Origin of the sequence: Lentzea kristufekii (assembly GCF_033949925.1) — a bacterium.
GTDB lineage: Bacteria > Actinomycetota > Actinomycetes > Mycobacteriales > Pseudonocardiaceae > Lentzea > Lentzea kristufekii.
The window spans coordinates 144,377-159,948 of sequence record NZ_JAXAVV010000018.1 but is presented as its reverse complement, the minus strand read 5'-3'; the positions used below and the strand labels follow the sequence as shown (position 1 = coordinate 159,948).

Here is a 15,572-nt window from a genome sequence, read left to right as displayed (position 1 = left end):
ACTGCCGGCGCAATCGTTTGCTGATCACCTCAAGTACCGCCAACCGTGCAGGTGACAGCCATGAGAGCGCGATCTTCATGATCGAAGCCCGGCCACCTGCCGGCGTCCCTCCCACTCGTCACTAATCCAAGAGATAGCTGCGACACGCTACTAGGTCTCAGTTGGGGTTGGCTGCGTGAGTCAGCGTCTCCCAGGCGATGAACAGGTTGTCGGTCCCGTGTGGACGCTTCGACTCGGTGTAGAGCTTGGTGTTCGCCATCGCGATGCCCAGCCGGGTGTTCAGCGCGTTGTAGCTGACCTCGGGCGTCGGCCCGAGCTCACGGCTGTAGGAACCGCCGCACAGCCACGACGGCACGGGTTCGCCGTTCTGGTACTTGGTGTGCAGGCCCCACGCGTGCCGCATCCTGTCCTTGATCTCGCCCCAGATGTCCTGGCCCTGGTGCCGTGCGGTCTCCGCGAGGTGCGAGGCGGCGGAGAGCCCGTACGCCGTGTGGGCGAAGTCCCGGCAGGTCTCCTGGGTGAGGCCGTCGACGAACGTGGACTGGTCGTGCCAGTAGGAGATGATCTCGGCCCTGGTGTCGATGCCACTGCCCGGCGGCGTCTTCGGCAGCGCCCCGTCGGTGGTCAGGTAGATGAACGCCTGGATGCGCGTCCGGAAGATGCTCACGGCCTTGTCGTAGGCCGCGCGGTCCTCCAGGAACACGGCGATGCCGATCGACGCCTCCATCATGCTGAGTTCCCAGTTGCCGTTGGTGTTCGCGCGGCCGTTCTGGATCTCGGGCAGGTAGACGTTGCGCAGCATCGTGCCGAACCGGGCACTGTTGGGCCAGGTCCCGTAGACGTGCTTCATGATCTCGGCGGCCTTGGGCCAGCTGCTGGCCGACCACGCGGTCTGCAGCGGGGCGTTCGAGTTGGTGTGGTCGCGGATCGTGGCGGACCAGGCGTCCATGATCTGGATGGCCTTGGTCGCGTACCTGGCGTCGCGGGTGACGTACCAGGCCAGCGACAGCGTGTAGGCGGCGAGCGCGTCCTCGCGTTCGTCGGTGCAGCCGTTGTTGGGATTGCTGACCGGGCCGCACTCCACGACGGCCCGTGGTTTCGGCGTGCGGTTCAGGTCGGCGTACTTGGACGCCATCATGCGGTCGTAGGCGGTCTTCCACGGCTGGGCGCCGGCCAGGACCTTGGTGCGCATGAAGTCCAGCTGGGGCCGGGAGACCACGACTCCCGGGTGGACGAACGTCGCCGGTGCCGCCTGGGCGGTGACCGGGACCAGTAGCGATGCGAGCAGGGCGATCAAGACCGTGCAGGAACGGGTGACCATGCGGCCAGTGTTAGTGGTCTATACCTTTCTGGTCAATCATTCCGGAACAAGGTTCACGGTGGTGAACGAAGCCAAGCCGCACAACGAGAATCCCCCGGTGCGCGGGAGGGGCACCGGGGGATTCTCGCCTGTCTGAACTGCGTGGTCAGAGCGTCACTCGCGGCACTTCTTGCCGGTGTTGACGCAGTTGACGAGGCGGTTCATGATCTTCTGCGACATCACGTTCGCGAAGTCGTCGTGGTCGGTGAGCGGGTTGTGCTCCTCCTCCGGGAAGGAGTCGACCAGGTAGCGACCTTCCTTCTGGACGTCGAGCGGGATGTTGTAGGTCAGGGAGATGCGCAGCTGCGGAACGGCCTTGAAGCCCTGCTTGCACTTGCCGTTCTGGTCGGGGAACACGATGTGGTCGCGGTGGTTCGCGGAGTCGATGTTCTTGCCGTCCCAGCAGCTCGGGAAGTCGTGCACGCGCTTGACCTTCGAGCCCTGCGGGCAGATCGGGTACTTGTCCATGAGGACCTTGTCCTCGAAGCCCGTGCAGGTCCAGGACGCCTTGGCGTTCTTCGGGCCGTTCTGGCCGGCCTTGGCGTCACCGTAGAGAACGCGGAGGAACTTCGGCATCGCGACGACCTTGCCGGTCGGGCTGCCGCGGAACTGGAGGTCGACGACGGCGGGGCGCTGGATCTCGCCCTCGTTGCCCTCGAGCTCGTTGTTCGCGTTCTCCTCGGGGTTGTTCTGGTTCTTCTTGTCCTCGGTGCCCTCGGCCTGAGCGGCATCGGCGTTCTCGCCGCCGTTGTCGAGACCCTCTTCACCCGCGGCCTTGTCCTTCACCGCACAGGCGGCGGCCGGGTTCAGGTCGGGAGCCTGCTTGCCCTGGCGGCTGAACGCCAGCATCATCCGGTTCAGGATCGCGGCGCGCTTCTCGCGCGTCGGGCCGACGATGATGTTGTCGCGGTCCTGGGCCTTGACCTGCTCGAGCCTCTTCTCGGCCTCGGCGGTCACCTTCTCGATGTTCTCGAGCTCGCGGTCGATCTCCGCCTGGGCCGCGTCCGGCACGTCCTCGGGCAGCAGCGACGCGACGTCGGGGCACTCGAGCTGGGCCGCTTCCTTGGCAGCCTTGTCCTTGTCCTGCTGGGCCTTGTCGTCCTTCTTCGGCGGGGCCTGCTCCGCGGGCGGTGCGGCCTCCGCCGGCTCCTCGTCGGTGATGCGGACGACCGGCCAGAAGTAGGCGGACTTGTCACCGTTCTTGCAGGTCGTGCCCGCCGCCTGCAGCGACTTGTTGTTGGAGTCCGCGTTCGTCGAGAGGTTGCCGACGTAGTCGTGCAGGTGCTGCGCACCGTTGCGGACACCAGGCTGCGCGATGAAGTTGTCCGGGTTGAAGTGCCCGTTCTCGTTCCGGCCGCAGTCGACGGTGAACGTGCCTGTGGTGGCGTCGTTCTCCGGCTTTGGTTTCTTGACGTTCGGCTTCACCTTGGTGATGTCGACGAACAAGCTCTTGTCCGGACCGTCGGCGAGCGCGGCGCCATCAGAAGAACTGATGGCCACCACCGCGGCACCGCCCGCGACCACGGCCATCGCCGCCGCGGCGGCGGTGAGCCAGATCGTGGATTTCCTCCGGTGAATAGCCATTTGCCACCTCGTGGTAGTCCGATAAAACGGCATGGTGAAGCTGACGGCGGTATGAGGCCGCTATCTTCGGGATGAACCTGGGTGTGCTGTTTTGATTAGTACGAACGAGATTTCCGCCGTGATTTCTTCGACCGGGATATCATTCGCATCCCCACCAGCGCGAGCGCGAGCACCCCGATGGCGCCGAAGAAGACACCGTTGTTGTCCCCGAACACGCCCTGCTCGGCGGTGCGGGTGAACCTGGTGCCCTCCGGCACGGTCGGGATCACGCCGTCGGTCGGGTTCGCCGACTGCTCGGCCGCCTGGTCACCCGTCGGTTCCGGAGTCCCGGAGTCGTTCGCGGGCGGGGGTGGTGCGAGCGGTTGTGGCGATTCCAGTCCGGCGAAGTCGACGCGACCGGTCTCCTCGAGCACCTTCATGTGGTCGAAGACGGTGATCATCGCTTGCGTGGAAAGGATGCGGATGAGCTCGTTCTTGGTGCCGGCCCGGATTTGCGCGGCGTAGGCGTAGACCTTGCCGTGCGCCGCGCGGAGCCGGTTGGCGAAGACGGCGTCGAACTCGTCGCCGTTCGCCGCGTCCATCTCGGCGAGGAAGCCCTTCTGCTCGTCCGAGGCCTCCGTGGGCAACGTGTGGCCGAGCAGGACGCCCGCCCGGTTCACCACGTTGTCCAGGAGCGTGTGCCCCTCGATGAGGTGCTTGCAGGCCTCTTGGATCTTGGGCTGGTCGGCCCGCTTGGCCTTGCCCTTCTCGCCCGCGGGCTTCTCCCACAACCCGGCCTGCTTGACGCGGTTCATGAAATCCCGGTCGGCCGGTCCGAGGGGCCCCCACTGCGTCTGGACGATCTCGTCGCCCTTGCCGCCGCTGTCCGGCGGCGGCGTGGAGATGGGGGTGGACGGCGTGGAGGGCTGCCCTGCAGCGGTTCCGGTGTTCAGAAGCACCGCCAGCGCACAGCCTGCCAGCGCGACCATCAGTCGCGTTGGTTTCGCCAAGTCCATGGGGAGTCGCACGAACGGGAATACGGCCAGGAATGGGAGGCCGCCTCAGTTCGAGACGTCTCCGTTACCGAAACGTTATCGCGGCGGCCGCAACCCCCGCCGACTCTGCTGTGAAAGCCCGCGTCATAGGGTCGTGAGCATGAGCAAGCGTTTTGTGGCGTTGGGCGACTCGTTCACCGAGGGTGTGGGCGACGAAGACGCTGGTCGTCCCAATCGAGTGCGGGGCTGGGCTGACCGCGTCGCCGACGTGCTGGGGGCGGCGGACCCCGAGTTCACCTACGCCAACCTGGCCGTGCGCGGCCGGCTGCTGCCGCAGGTGCTGGGCGAGCAGCTCGAACGCGCGCTGGCGATGAAGCCGGACCTGGTCTCGCTCTACGCGGGCGGCAACGACCTCATGCGGCCCAAGGTGGACATCGACGGGTTGATGCGCCGCTACCGCGCGGCTGTCGCGCGCCTGACCAACGCGGGCGCGCGCGTGATCCTCTTCACCGGCGTCGACGGTGGTGACGACCCGGTGTTCCGCAAGATGCGTGGTCGCGTGGCCATCTACAACGAGCACGTGCGCGCGATCGCCGCCGAGCACTCGTGCGTGCTGGGCGACATGTGGAACATGCGTCAGCTGCGCGACCGTCGAATGTGGTCGCCGGACCGGCTGCACCTCAACTCGGCCGGGCATGCCGAGGTCGCGATCTCCGTGCTCGACGCTCTCGGCGTCCCGCACTCGCTGGAGCGGACCGTGCTGGGCGTGGCCCCGCTGGTCGACCGCCGCGTCCGGCGCGCGGAGGACTGGAAGTGGGCGCGCGAGCACGTCGTGCCGTGGGTGATGCGGCGGGTGCGCGGCGAGTCGTCCGGTGACGTGATCCGGCCGCGCCGTCCGGAGCCGCTGCCGCCGTCGTAAGTAGAACGTGTTCCTTGACGCGGTCGCCCATAACGAGGTGACCGTGTTTTGGTGACGGATTTCCTGGCGATTGTTTGCATGTAGAACGCGTTCTAGAAGCTGCGTAGACCTGGATGGATGCAGAGCTCTAGCGTCAGTGCGCATGCGTCGCAGGACCGCACTGATCGCACTGACGATCTGCGCGTTGATCGCCGGATGCGGAAGCAGGCTCACCGACGAGCAACGCGCAGCGCTCGTCGTGCCGCAGGGAGGGTCGGCCGGCACCCAGGACGGTGCGGTGACCGGCGAGGACGGTGCGGTCTCCGAAGGCACCGCGGAGCAGCCGGGTGCCGCGAACCCGCAGCAGCCTGACAAGAAGCCGAACCCGCCCGGCAGCATCGCGGGCGGCTGCCAGGGCACCGGCGGCGCCACGGACAAGGGCGTCACGGCCGGCGAGATCACGATCGCCAACATCTCCGACATCAGCGGCCCGGTGCCCGGCATCTTCCAGTCGGCCCAGCAGGCCACCAAGGCGTTCGTCGAGTACTTCAACGCCACCCAGGGCTCGGTGTGCGGGCGCAAGCTCAAGCTCGTCTCGTTCGACTCCCGCACCGACAGCGGAGGCGACCAGCAGGCCACCTCCCAGGCCTGTGAGCAGGCTTTCGCACTGGTCGGCTCGATGTCGGCGTTCGACCAGGGCGGCGGACCCGCGGCTGCGGGCTGCGGGATACCCGACCTGCGGGCCTCGACCGTCACGGCACAACGCCAGCGCACGCCTGTGAGCTTCGGCGTGGCGTCGAACGTCGTGAACCTCGTGTCCTCGGCCGGTCCTGACCTGGTCAAGTCGAGCTTCCCCGGCGGCATTGGCGCCGCGGCCTACCTGTACCTCAACGCCGACGCGAGTGCGCAGAACGCCCGCAGCATGCAGAAGGCGGCCGAGGCGCGCGGGATCAAGTTCGTCTACTCGCAGGCCATCGACATCACCGACGTCAACTACGCGCCGTACGTGGCGAAGCTCAAGGAGACCGGCACCAAGATCGTGTACTGGATCGGCTCGGCGCAGTACGCGGTGCGGTTGCAGCAGGCCATGCGGCAGCAGGGGTACACGCCGGAGGCGTTCATCACCGACCCGTCCGCGTACGACCCGCAGTACATCAAGCAGGGCGGTGCGGCGGTCGACGGGACAGTCGTCTACACGAACGGCGCGCTGTTCGAGGAGTCGAACGCCCAGGTGGCGCTGTACAAGCAGTGGCTGGGACGGGTGGCGCCGGGTGCCGCGCCCTCGTACTTCGGGATGTTCGCCTGGGCGGCGGCCCGGTTGTTCGTGACCACGGCGGCGAAGGTCGGGCCGCAGCTGACCCGCAAGGCGATGATCGAGGCGGTGCGCGGGGTGCACGACTTCACCGCCGAGGGCATGGTCGCGCCCCAGGACGTGGGAGGGAAGCGGACTTCGGCCTGCATGACGCTGGTGCGGCTGAAGGGCGGGACGTGGTCGCGGCTGGCCCCGGCGTCCGGGTACTCGTGCGGGACGTTGATCGACACGGGGGTGGGCGGATGACCGCACTCCTGGCGTACACGATCTTCGGCCTCGTCACCGGCGGCGCGTACGCCGTCGTCGCCGGCGGCCTCGTGCTGACCTACAGCACGTCCAAGGTCTTCAACGTCGGCCACGGCGCGATCGGCATGGTCATGGCGTTCCTCTACTGGGAACTCGCCGAGAACCGCGGCCTGCCCCAGTGGCTCGCGCTGCTGCTCGTGGCCGGTGTGTGCGCGCCGCTGTTCGGGCTGGTGGTCGAGCGGTTCGTCATGCGGCGGCTCGCGGGGGCGCCGGTCGGGATCACGCTGGTGGCCGGGGTCGGGCTGCTGGTCGGGCTGATCGGGGTGGCGCAGGTCATCTGGCCGCCGCAGGCGCGTCCGGTGCGGCCGTTCCTCGACCAGCTCGGCGTCCACGTCGGACAGTCGTTCGTCAGCGGGCACGACCTGGTGACGCTGGCCTGCGCGGTGCTCGTCGCGGGCGGGCTGTACGTGCTGCTGAACCGGACGCGGACCGGTCTCGCGATGCGGGCCTGCGTCGACGCGCCGGAGCTGGCCGCGCTGTACGGGACGCGGCCGACCAGGTTGTCGGCGCTGAGCTGGGCGATCGGGTCGGCGCTGGCGGCGCTGGGCGGCATCCTGCTCACGCCGGTCGTGCAGCTCGACTACGTGACGATGACGCTGCTCGTGATCACCGCGTACACGGCCGCGCTGGTGGGGCGGTTGCGGAGTCTGCCGTGGACGTTCGCCGGCGCGCTCGGGCTGGGGCTCGTGCAGTCGTACGCGGTGGCGTACCTGCCGTCGTCGCCGTTCTGGATCTCCTTCCGGGCGGCGATTCCGGCACTGCTGCTGTTCGTGGTGCTGCTCGCGATGCCGCAGTCGCCGCTGCGAATAGGTGGTGTCAGGGGATCGCGTGGCGTGGCCGTGCCGAACGCGCTGACGACCGGTGTGGCCGCCGGGCTGTTCGCGGGTGTGGTCGTCGTGCTGGCGTTGCTGGTGGACCCGGTGGTGGCCGGGCAGCTCGCGCTGGCCCTGGTGTTCGGGATCGTGCTGCTGTCGATGGTGCTGCTCACCGGGTACGGCGGTGTGGTGTCGCTGGGGCAGTTCACGTTCGTCGGCGTGGGCGCGGTGACGGTGGCGCGGCTCGGCAGCCCGTCGCCCGTGACGTTGCTGATCGGCGCCGGAGTCGCGGCGGCGGTCGGGGCGGTGATCGCGTTGACGGCGCTGCGGGTCAGCGGGCTGTACCTGGCGCTGGCGACGCTGGGGTTCGCGCAGCTCATGGACAAGCTCGTGCTGCAGTCACCGATCGCGTTCGGCGTGCGGGGCAGTCTGCAGGTGCCGAAGCTCTTCGGCTCGGCGACGGCTCAGCTGCTGCTGGCCGCGGCCGTCTTCCTCCTGGTCGGCGTCGGTGTGCTGGCCGTCCGGCGCGGCCGGTTGGGGCGGCGGATGATCGCGGTCAAGGACAGCTCGGCGGCGTGCGCGACGCTCGGCCTGAACGTGCGCTGGATCCGGGTCTGGGTGTTCTCCCTGTCGGCGGCGATCGCGGGGCTGGCGGGCGGGTTGTTCGCGCAGCTGCGGGAGACCGTCGCGGCGAGCGACTTCCAGCTGTTCAACAACCTGCCACTGCTGCTGTTCGCGGTGATCGCGGGCGTGACGTCGGTGTCCGGCGCGCTGCTCGGCGGGGTGCTGCTGATGCTGCTCCCCGTGCTGCAGAGCGGGTTCCCGGCGTTCGCGGGAGTGGCGGTCGTGCTGCTCGGGGTGGCGGCGGCCGGGCTCGCGCGCGATCCCAACGGGCTGGTCAGCTGGGGTTTCCGGGCCTGGTCCTGGCGGCGCGCATGAGCACGTTGCGGGTGGAGGGCGTGACGGTCCGCTTCGGCGAGGTGACCGCGGTCGACGACGTGTCCCTGACCGTCGAACCCGGCGTCACCGGGCTGATCGGGCCCAACGGCGCGGGCAAGACGACGTTGTTCGACGTGATCAGCGGGCTGCGCAAGCCGACGGCCGGACGGGTGCTGCTCGACGGCGAGGACATCACCACCAAGGGGCCGCACCAGCGGTCGAGGCTCGGCGTCGCGCGCACTTTCCAGCGGCTGGAGGTCTTCGGGTCGCTGACGGTCTGGGAGAACGTCGTGGTGGCGTTGGAAAGCCGCCGCAGGCCCGCGAAGCTGGCCCAGGAGCTGCTGGCACGGGTCGGGATCGCGGAGTTCGCGGGCAACCAGGCCGACACCGTCCCGACCGGTGCCGCGCGGCTGCTGGAACTGGCTCGCGCGCTCGCCACCGATCCACGCCTCCTGCTGCTGGACGAACCGTCGTCCGGCCTCGACCGGGCGGAGACCGAGGAGTTCGGTGAGCTGCTGCGGCAACTGAGCGCGGAGGGCCGTTCGGTCGTGCTGGTCGAGCACGACATGGACCTCGTGATGAACTACTGCGACCACGTGCACGTCCTGAACCTGGGACGGCTGCTGGTCTCCGGCACGCCGGACGTCGTCCGGGCGCACGAGGGTGTCCGGGAGGCGTACCTCGGATGATCGACCTGACGGACGTCCACGCCGGCTACGGCCGGATCGAGGTGCTGCGCGGGGTGTCGCTGAACGTGCCGCGCGGCACCGTCACCGCGCTGCTCGGCCCGAACGGCGCCGGCAAGTCCACCCTGGTCAAGGTCCTCAGTGGACAGATCAGGGCCACCTCCGGCCACGTCCACCTGGGCGGGGTGCACGTCAACGACGCCGCGCCGGACGAGCTCGCCCGCGCGGGCCTGTGCACCGTCCCGGAAGGCCGCGCGATCTTCCCGAACCTGACCGTGGCGGAGAACCTGAGGCTGATGCGCGGGGACGCCGAGCTGGTCTACCAGCGCTTTCCGAAGCTCAAAGCGCGCCGCGGGCAGCTCGCGGGCTCGATGTCCGGCGGCGAGCAGCAGATGCTCGCGTTCTCCCGCGCGCTGGTCACCGACCCCGCCGTGCTCGTGATCGACGAGCTCTCGATGGGCCTCGCCCCGGTGATCGTCGCCGAGCTGTACGAGGTCGTGGGGGAGCTGGCGCGGTCCGGCGTCACGATGCTGATCGTCGAGCAGTTCGCCGAGACCGCCTCGGCCGTCGCAGACCAGGTCGTCGTGATGACGCACGGCGAGATCTCCGCGGACAACGACCTGGCCACCGTCTACTTCGGAGGGACGTCATGAGGTACGCGCTCGTCCTGCTGCTCCTCCTGCTGTCCCCGGCACCCGCGAAGGCGGACATCGGCGGGTTCACGCTGACCGCCCACGCCGCGCCGGTGTCCGTGCTGCTGCACACCGACCTGATCCCGGTGCCGGCCGAACCGCAGGGCGAGGTGCACCTCTCCTACACCCAGACGGAACTGGGCTCCGGCCCCATCGGCCGTTCGGTCGCCAGCTCGCTGTGGCCGGGCGCGGCCGTCGGCACCGGCCTGCCCCAGCTGCTCGGCTTCGCCTACCCGGTGCAGGCCAACGCGGCGCACCCCGGCGGCCCGGCGGACGAGTCGAAGCCGGGCATGAAGGCCACTGCGGGAGCGGCGAAGGCCGAGTCCTACGCGGGTGCGAAGCAGGAGGTGCCGTTCCTGCTGACCGCCGACGGCCTGTCGTCGAGCAGCGTCAGTTCGGCGGGCGCGTCCGAGGCCCGCTCGACCGCCGTCACGTCCGCGCAGACGATCTCGCTGCTGGCAGGCCTGGTCGTGCTGTCGGGCGTGAAGTTCGAGTCCGTCGCCGTGAGCGACGGCAGCAAGGGGAGCGGCACGAGCACGTTCTCGATCGCCGAGTTCACCGTGCTGGGCCAGAAGTTCCCGGTCAAGGCCCCGGACGCGCCACCAGACGGACTGCTGAAGGCGTTGGAACCGCTGGGCATCACCCTCACCTGGCCCACGGCCGCGACGAAGCTCGAAGGCACGGCGGCGACGTCCTCCAGCCGCGGCCTGACCCTGACCGTCGACGTGCTGGCGTTGCGCACCAAGCTCGGTCTCGGTGGAATCCTGGACGGCGTCCTGGCCCCGTTGCTGCCCAAGGAGCTCGTGCCGCTGCTCAACCCGCTGCGCAAGATGGTGGTGGTCGTGGGCGACACCGAGGCCGCCGCAAACGCTTCCGCCTCAACATCTCTGACACCGCCGGACGCACCGGCGCCGGTCGTGCCGGTGCTGCCACCCGCCGCCGACACCCCGCCACCGGCACTGGGTTCGCCTCCGGTCGCGGGCGTGACCCCGCCGTCGAAGCCGGTCACGCCGGTCGCCTCCGCCCGCACCAGGCCCCGCTCCCTGCTGGACTTCCCGGGCGTACCGGCACTGCTGGTGCTCACCGGTCTCGGGGTCGCCGCGGCGGGAGCGTTCGGCATGAAGTCGTTCGGCACCTTCCTGCTGGGCGGCGGTCCCTGTCCCTCCGGGCACCCGACAGGTGTCCCCGACCTCCGCAACGGGTGAGCGATGACGATCCAGGACCGGCGCCGCGCACGGATGCGCAGCGGGCTCGGGCTCGTGGGCACGATGCTGATGACCGCGGGCATCGCGGCGATCCTCTTCGCCTGGTGGGGCGTCGCGCACACCGGGTACACGTTCGAGCAGATCCCGTACGTCGTGTCGGGCGGGATCCTCGGCGTCGGGCTGATCGGCGTCGGCGGGTTCCTCTACTTCGGGTCGTGGCTGACGAAGCTCGTGGAGGAGCAGCGGCAGACGACCTACGCGCTCCTGCAACTGCTGGAGGAGCGCGATCGCGAACGAGCAGAGCGCGATCGCGAACGAACGGAGCGCACCAGCGTGCTGTGAGGGCGTACGCGGGCAGCGAGACGGTGCCGCGCGGAGTCGCCGCAGCCGGGAGGCGCGACTTCCGCGCCGGTGACCGTTCCGCGTGGACCGACCTGAGCGGCTGGCACCGCGGTCTGCACGAGCTGGACGTCCGGATCGTGGACCGAGGTGGCCATGAGCGGGGCGAAGTCATGAGCATTCACACGGCTCGCAGCAAAGGCGACCGAGAGAGCGTTCTCACCACCGCATCTGATTAGCGGTGTTCACACCCTTGAACCATTGGTTTAGACCAGTTAATGTGCCCGGCATCACGTACCCCCTGCACGTGAACGGAGCACCATGAAGAAATTTCGCTGGCAGATCCTGACCCTGGGCCTGGCACTGGCCACTGTGGTCGGAGGCGTCGTCGCCGCGCCCGCGAGCGGCGCGTCGGGCGTGACGGCGGCGTTCACCAAGACCTCGGACTGGGGCACCGGCTACGAGGCCAAGTACACGATCTCCAACAGCGGCGGGTCCGCGCTCACGTCGTGGACCGTCGAGTTCACGCTGCCGAGCGGGCAGTCGATCGCGTCGTTGTGGGACGGCAGCTACGGCGCCAACGGCCAGAACATCACCGTCCGCAACACCTGGAACGGCAGCGTTCCCGTCGGCGGCTCGGTGAGCTTCGGCTTCACCGTCAAGGGCTCCGGCGCGAGCCCGTCCGGCTGCAAGGTCAACGGCGGCTCGTGCGACGGCACCGGCAACCCGCCGACGACGACCACGACCACCACGACGACGTCGAACCCGCCGGTGCCCGGCACCGGCCGCGGCGCGCCCTACCTGTACCTGGGCTGGGGCAACCCGCAGAGCGCGACGCAGGTGATGAGCCAGACCGGCGTCAAGTGGTTCACCCTCGCGTTCGTCCTGTCCAGCGGCGGGTGCACCCCGTCGTGGGACGGCCAGCGTCCGCTGACCGGTGGCGCCGACCAGCAGGCGATCAACGCCATCCGCGCGGCCGGCGGCGACATCGTGCCGTCGTTCGGTGGCTGGAGCGGCAACAAGCTGGGCCCGAACTGCTCGACCCCCGAGGCGCTGGCCGGCGCGTACCAGCAGGTCATCAACGCCTACGGGCTCAAGGCCATCGACATCGACATCGAGAACACCGACGAGTTCGAGAACACCGTCGTGGCCGACCGGATCGTCAACGCCCTGCGGATCGTCAAGCAGAACAACCCTGGCATCCAGACGATCGTCACCTTCGGCACCTCGACCACCGGCCCGAACTTCTACGGCGCCCGGCTGATCGACCAGGCCAAGGCGCTGAACGCGAACATCGACGTGTTCACGATCATGCCGTTCGACTTCGGCAGCTCCAACATCCGCACCGACACCATCAACGCGGCCACGGGGCTGAAGAACAAGCTCAAGTCGACCTTCGGCTGGAGCGACGCCGAGGCGTTCAAGCACGTCGGCATCTCGGGCATGAACGGCCTGTCGGACCAGCGCGAGCTGACCACGGTCGACGACTGGACCGCGATCCGTGACTGGTCGAAGGCCAACGGCCTCGGGCGGCTGGCCTTCTGGTCGGTCAACCGCGACCGCGGTGGCTGCGACGGCCAGGTGTCCGCGAGCTGCTCCGGCATCCCGCAGTCCGAGCTGGAGTTCACGAAGATCACCGCGGGTTTCTAGGCGACTACCGGCCGTCAGCGTCATTTAATCGGTGGCGCCGGCGGCCTAGTCTTGTCCCATGCGACGACGACATTGATCTTCAACTGATCTGACCCGCACCGCGACGGCGTGGGCGTGGTGTTCGCACCTCATCCCGATCTACGCGCTGTACGCGTTGCTCTTCGCCGACAGCGGGCTGTCCGACGCCCAGATCTCGGTGCTGCTCGCCATCTGGTCGCTGACCGCGGTGGTCTTCGAGGTGCCGTCCGGTGCTCTCGCCGACCGGTTCTCGCGGCGCGGCTGCCTGGTGGTCGCCGGCGTGCTTCAGGCCGCCGGGTACGCGGCCTGGGTGCTGTTCCCGTCGTTCTGGGGCTTCGCGGCCGGTTTCGTGCTGTGGGGTCTCGGCGGAACGCTGACCTCGGGCGCGTTCGAAGCCCTGCTGTACGACGGGCTGGCGGCGAACGGCGACGAGGACCGGTACGGACGGCTCAACGCCCGTGTCGACGCCATCGAGCTGATCGCCCAGGTGCCGGTCGCGGTCGTTGCCACCGCGCTGTTCTCCTGCGGCGGCTACGAGGCGGCGGGCTGGGCCTCCGTCGCGATGTGCCTCGCGTCGTCGGTGATCGCGCTCCGGTTCCCCGAACCTGAACGCGGCTCCGAGGACGACGACGAAGCCGGGTACTTCGCGACGCTGAAGGCCGGGCTGCTCGCGTCCATCCCGATCAAACGTGCCGTGCTGGCAGTGGCTCTGGTGTACGCGCTCGACGCGTTCGAGGAGTACTTCACGCTGCTGGCCCAGGACTGGGACGTGCCGACGGTGTGGGTGCCGCTGGCGACGATAGGCGTGCCGCTGACGGGTGCGGCCGGTGCGTCACTGGCCGGACGGCTGCCGTTCCGCGGCTGGGTGCTGTTCGCGTCGGGCGCGCTGCTGATCGTGGCCGCGTGGCTGGCGGTTCCGCCGGCGATCGTCCTGCTGGGACTGTTCTACGGCCTGTACCGGTTCGTGCTGGTGCACGTGGAGACCGAGCTCCAGCACCGGATCGAGTCCGACTCCCGCGCGACGGTCACGTCCGTGGCCGCGATCGGCTCGGAGTTCGTGGCTTTCGCGATCTACGGACTGTGGGTGCTGGGCTCGGCCATCGCCGTCGGCGTGATGGTTCTGGTGGTGGCGGTGGTGATCCGGCGTCGTCAGTGAGGAAGCGCGCGGCGAGGGCGTCGGTCATCGACGCCCTCGCGGTACTCCTCGATCGCGAGCGCCACGTCGAACGCCGTCCGCGTCTTCTCCAGCGCGGGCAGGTAGTGCACGCCGCGGGCCAGCGCGTCCAGGTCCACGCTGAAGTACACGCCCATCAACGGGTTCACGAACAGCTCGCTGCCCTCGGTGCGCTTGGTGAACTGCACGTTCCCGAACTCGCCCCGGAGCGAGGCCGCGATCTGCCCGTTCACGATGCTCGGCGACAACGGTGTCGCGTCCTGCGCCTGCTGGACCGCGGTCGTGTAGGCGCGGGCCTCGAAGCTGTCCGACGGGATCGACAACGCGCCGAGGTAGGCCCCCTGCTTGTCCAGCGCGGCCAGGTTCTCCAGCACGTGCGCGTGGCACACGCCGTGGTGCGCGTCGATGCCGAACCCCAGGCTGGTCACGATCTTCACCACGCCGTCGATGCCCGCGGCGGCGGCGAGGCTCGTCATGTCCTCGGTCGGCGTGCCGAGGTGCTGTTCGTCGCCGCGCAGCAGGATGTCCGTGCCACCGTCGACGAGCACGACCGCGTCGATGGAGTGCTTCTCGATGATCGTGCGGTAGGCGCTGCGCAACGGCCGCACGCCCGTGCGCGGGAACGCGTAGACGGTGTCGTTGAGGAACCGCGCGAGCTCGCGTTCGGGGAAGTACGCGTCCTCGCCGGAGGTCTCCGGTGCGACGGCGGCGAGTCCGGGCTCCAGCCACGCGTCGAGGTCGAGGCGTTCCAGGTCGCTGAAGCTCAAGCTGGCGTAGTGCACCCGCTTGCCCTGCTCGCGCAGCGCGACGCCGAGCGGGATGCCCGCGAACACGTCGAAGCCACCGCCCGCCCCGGCGATCAGGACGTTCTGTGCTGAGTGGAGTCTGGCGAAGAGCGGCGGTGTGGCAAGGCTGAACACACCGCCGACCCTAGCTTTTCGACGTCCGCGGGGCTGCCGACTTTCACGAGCAGGCGGTCCGGCGCGCAGGCCAGTCCCTCGTCGAGGTCGTCCGCCAGCACACCGATCCGGGGATGCGCGGCCTGATCGCGGTACCTGGCCACGTGCTCGGTCCGGCCGGCGAACACGAACAACCCGTCGTCGTGCTCCGCCGCCAGGTCCGCGATCTCGGGCGAGCGCGCGCAGGCGTGCCAGACGTAGGGCAAGTCCGGCCACGTGGATCTGACCGTCGCGTAGTGCTCGACCGTCAACGGCAGGCCGTACTCGATCTCCTTGCCGAACCAGCCGAACACCCTCGCGGTGTTGCCCCGTCCGAGCACCAGGTCGGTCCGGCCGGGGGCGAGGAGGGCGAGCGTGGCGTACTCGGCGGCCAGCCTGACCGGGTCGTTCGTGGTGATCAGCGTGGTGGCCGTGGACAGCCGCAGCGTCGTTCTCGCCGCTATGTGCGCCAGGAGCGTGGCGGGGCAGGACGAGGTGTAGGGCGGATTGTGGTGCTCGCCGACCGCGAAGACGTCGAACCCCGCCTCGTCGGCCGCGATCGCCAGCGCGACGATCTCCGACGGCTGGAGGTCGCCCGCGGTGAACACGCCGATCTGCACGTCCTTCAGTGTGCGCCCCCAGCGCGATCCGTGAGACGGTGCCGCCACCTGGCCGATTCCAT

Annotated in this window: 14 protein-coding genes; 9 read left to right on the top strand and 5 right to left on the bottom strand. The window is 69.1% G+C overall.

What is annotated here, in order from left to right; genetic code table 11:
- Window positions 1-157: 157 nt before the first annotated feature.
- The 3 genes from SK571_RS31905 to SK571_RS31895 all read right to left on the bottom strand — a co-directional run bounded on the left by SK571_RS31905 (window position 158) and on the right by SK571_RS31895 (window position 3,912).
- Window positions 158-1,321, bottom strand: a complete 1,164-nt coding sequence (locus SK571_RS31905) for an alginate lyase family protein (RefSeq protein ID WP_319987803.1) — start codon at window positions 1,319-1,321, stop codon at window positions 158-160.
- A gap of 153 nt (window positions 1,322-1,474) precedes the next feature.
- Window positions 1,475-2,944, bottom strand: a complete 1,470-nt coding sequence (locus tag SK571_RS31900) for a DUF1996 domain-containing protein (protein ID WP_319987802.1) — start codon at window positions 2,942-2,944, stop codon at window positions 1,475-1,477.
- A gap of 95 nt (window positions 2,945-3,039) precedes the next feature.
- Window positions 3,040-3,912 (bottom strand): DUF4142 domain-containing protein, encoded by an 873-nt coding sequence (locus SK571_RS31895; protein WP_319987801.1) that lies wholly within the window; start codon window positions 3,910-3,912, stop codon window positions 3,040-3,042.
- Between the two features lie 166 nt (window positions 3,913-4,078).
- Between SK571_RS31895 and SK571_RS31890 the strand changes: the two genes are divergently transcribed.
- The 9 genes from SK571_RS31890 to SK571_RS31850 all read left to right on the top strand — a co-directional run bounded on the left by SK571_RS31890 (window position 4,079) and on the right by SK571_RS31850 (window position 13,934).
- A complete protein-coding gene (locus SK571_RS31890; RefSeq protein WP_319987800.1) occupies window positions 4,079-4,837 on the top strand; it encodes an SGNH/GDSL hydrolase family protein in 759 nt (252 codons plus the stop codon).
- 142 nt (window positions 4,838-4,979) lie between these two features.
- Window positions 4,980-6,374 carry an ABC transporter substrate-binding protein gene (locus SK571_RS31885; RefSeq protein ID WP_319987799.1) on the top strand — a complete coding sequence of 465 codons (1,395 nt, stop codon included), beginning with the start codon at window positions 4,980-4,982 and terminating at the stop codon, window positions 6,372-6,374.
- Window positions 6,371-8,188, top strand: a complete 1,818-nt coding sequence (locus tag SK571_RS31880) for a branched-chain amino acid ABC transporter permease (RefSeq protein ID WP_319987798.1) — start codon at window positions 6,371-6,373, stop codon at window positions 8,186-8,188. Before SK571_RS31885 ends, SK571_RS31880 begins: the two co-directional genes overlap by 4 nt.
- Window positions 8,185-8,877 (top strand): ABC transporter ATP-binding protein, encoded by a 693-nt coding sequence (locus SK571_RS31875; RefSeq protein WP_319987797.1) that lies wholly within the window; start codon window positions 8,185-8,187, stop codon window positions 8,875-8,877. The genes SK571_RS31880 and SK571_RS31875 overlap by 4 nt, the downstream gene beginning before the upstream one ends.
- Entirely contained in the window at window positions 8,874-9,527 is a 654-nt protein-coding gene (locus SK571_RS31870; protein ID WP_319987796.1) for an ABC transporter ATP-binding protein, read from the top strand. Before SK571_RS31875 ends, SK571_RS31870 begins: the two co-directional genes overlap by 4 nt.
- Entirely contained in the window at window positions 9,524-10,771 is a 1,248-nt protein-coding gene (locus tag SK571_RS31865) for a choice-of-anchor P family protein (protein WP_319987795.1), read from the top strand. Before SK571_RS31870 ends, SK571_RS31865 begins: the two co-directional genes overlap by 4 nt.
- A 3-nt stretch (window positions 10,772-10,774) precedes the next feature.
- Entirely contained in the window at window positions 10,775-11,113 is a 339-nt protein-coding gene (locus SK571_RS31860) for a hypothetical protein (RefSeq protein ID WP_319987794.1), read from the top strand.
- A 318-nt stretch (window positions 11,114-11,431) separates the two neighbouring features.
- Window positions 11,432-12,760, top strand: coding sequence for a cellulose binding domain-containing protein (locus SK571_RS31855; RefSeq protein ID WP_319987793.1), 1,329 nt, complete (start codon window positions 11,432-11,434; stop codon window positions 12,758-12,760).
- Window positions 12,761-12,914: 154 nt separating this feature from the next.
- Complete coding sequence (locus SK571_RS31850; protein ID WP_319987792.1) at window positions 12,915-13,934, top strand: MFS transporter; 1,020 nt, start codon at window positions 12,915-12,917, stop codon at window positions 13,932-13,934.
- Here SK571_RS31850 and SK571_RS31845 read toward each other — a convergent pair.
- Window positions 13,928-14,872 carry a DUF1152 domain-containing protein gene (locus tag SK571_RS31845; RefSeq protein ID WP_319987791.1) on the bottom strand — a complete coding sequence of 315 codons (945 nt, stop codon included), beginning with the start codon at window positions 14,870-14,872 and terminating at the stop codon, window positions 13,928-13,930. The genes SK571_RS31850 and SK571_RS31845 overlap by 7 nt on opposite strands.
- A complete protein-coding gene (locus tag SK571_RS31840; protein WP_319987790.1) occupies window positions 14,812-15,510 on the bottom strand; it encodes an LLM class flavin-dependent oxidoreductase in 699 nt (232 codons plus the stop codon). The genes SK571_RS31845 and SK571_RS31840 overlap by 61 nt, the downstream gene beginning before the upstream one ends.
- Window positions 15,511-15,572 lie beyond the last annotated feature (62 nt).

Bases quoted from the DNA above. Each gene is read 5' to 3' on its own strand.
- SK571_RS31855 (WP_319987793.1), top strand. From the start codon at position 11,432: ATGAAGAAATTTCGCTGGCAGATCCTGACCCTGGGCCTGGCACTGGCC.
- SK571_RS31885 (WP_319987799.1), top strand. From the start codon at position 4,980: ATGCGTCGCAGGACCGCACTGATCGCACTGACGATCTGCGCGTTGATC.
- SK571_RS31895 (WP_319987801.1), bottom strand. From the start codon at position 3,912: ATGGTCGCGCTGGCAGGCTGTGCGCTGGCGGTGCTTCTGAACACCGGA.
- SK571_RS31865 (WP_319987795.1), top strand. From the start codon at position 9,524: ATGAGGTACGCGCTCGTCCTGCTGCTCCTCCTGCTGTCCCCGGCACCC.
- SK571_RS31890 (WP_319987800.1), top strand. From the start codon at position 4,079: ATGAGCAAGCGTTTTGTGGCGTTGGGCGACTCGTTCACCGAGGGTGTG.
- SK571_RS31875 (WP_319987797.1), top strand. From the start codon at position 8,185: ATGAGCACGTTGCGGGTGGAGGGCGTGACGGTCCGCTTCGGCGAGGTG.
- SK571_RS31860 (WP_319987794.1), top strand. From the start codon at position 10,775: ATGACGATCCAGGACCGGCGCCGCGCACGGATGCGCAGCGGGCTCGGG.
- SK571_RS31905 (WP_319987803.1), bottom strand. From the start codon at position 1,321: ATGGTCACCCGTTCCTGCACGGTCTTGATCGCCCTGCTCGCATCGCTA.
- SK571_RS31900 (WP_319987802.1), bottom strand. From the start codon at position 2,944: ATGGCTATTCACCGGAGGAAATCCACGATCTGGCTCACCGCCGCCGCG.
- SK571_RS31880 (WP_319987798.1), top strand. From the start codon at position 6,371: ATGACCGCACTCCTGGCGTACACGATCTTCGGCCTCGTCACCGGCGGC.
- SK571_RS31870 (WP_319987796.1), top strand. From the start codon at position 8,874: ATGATCGACCTGACGGACGTCCACGCCGGCTACGGCCGGATCGAGGTG.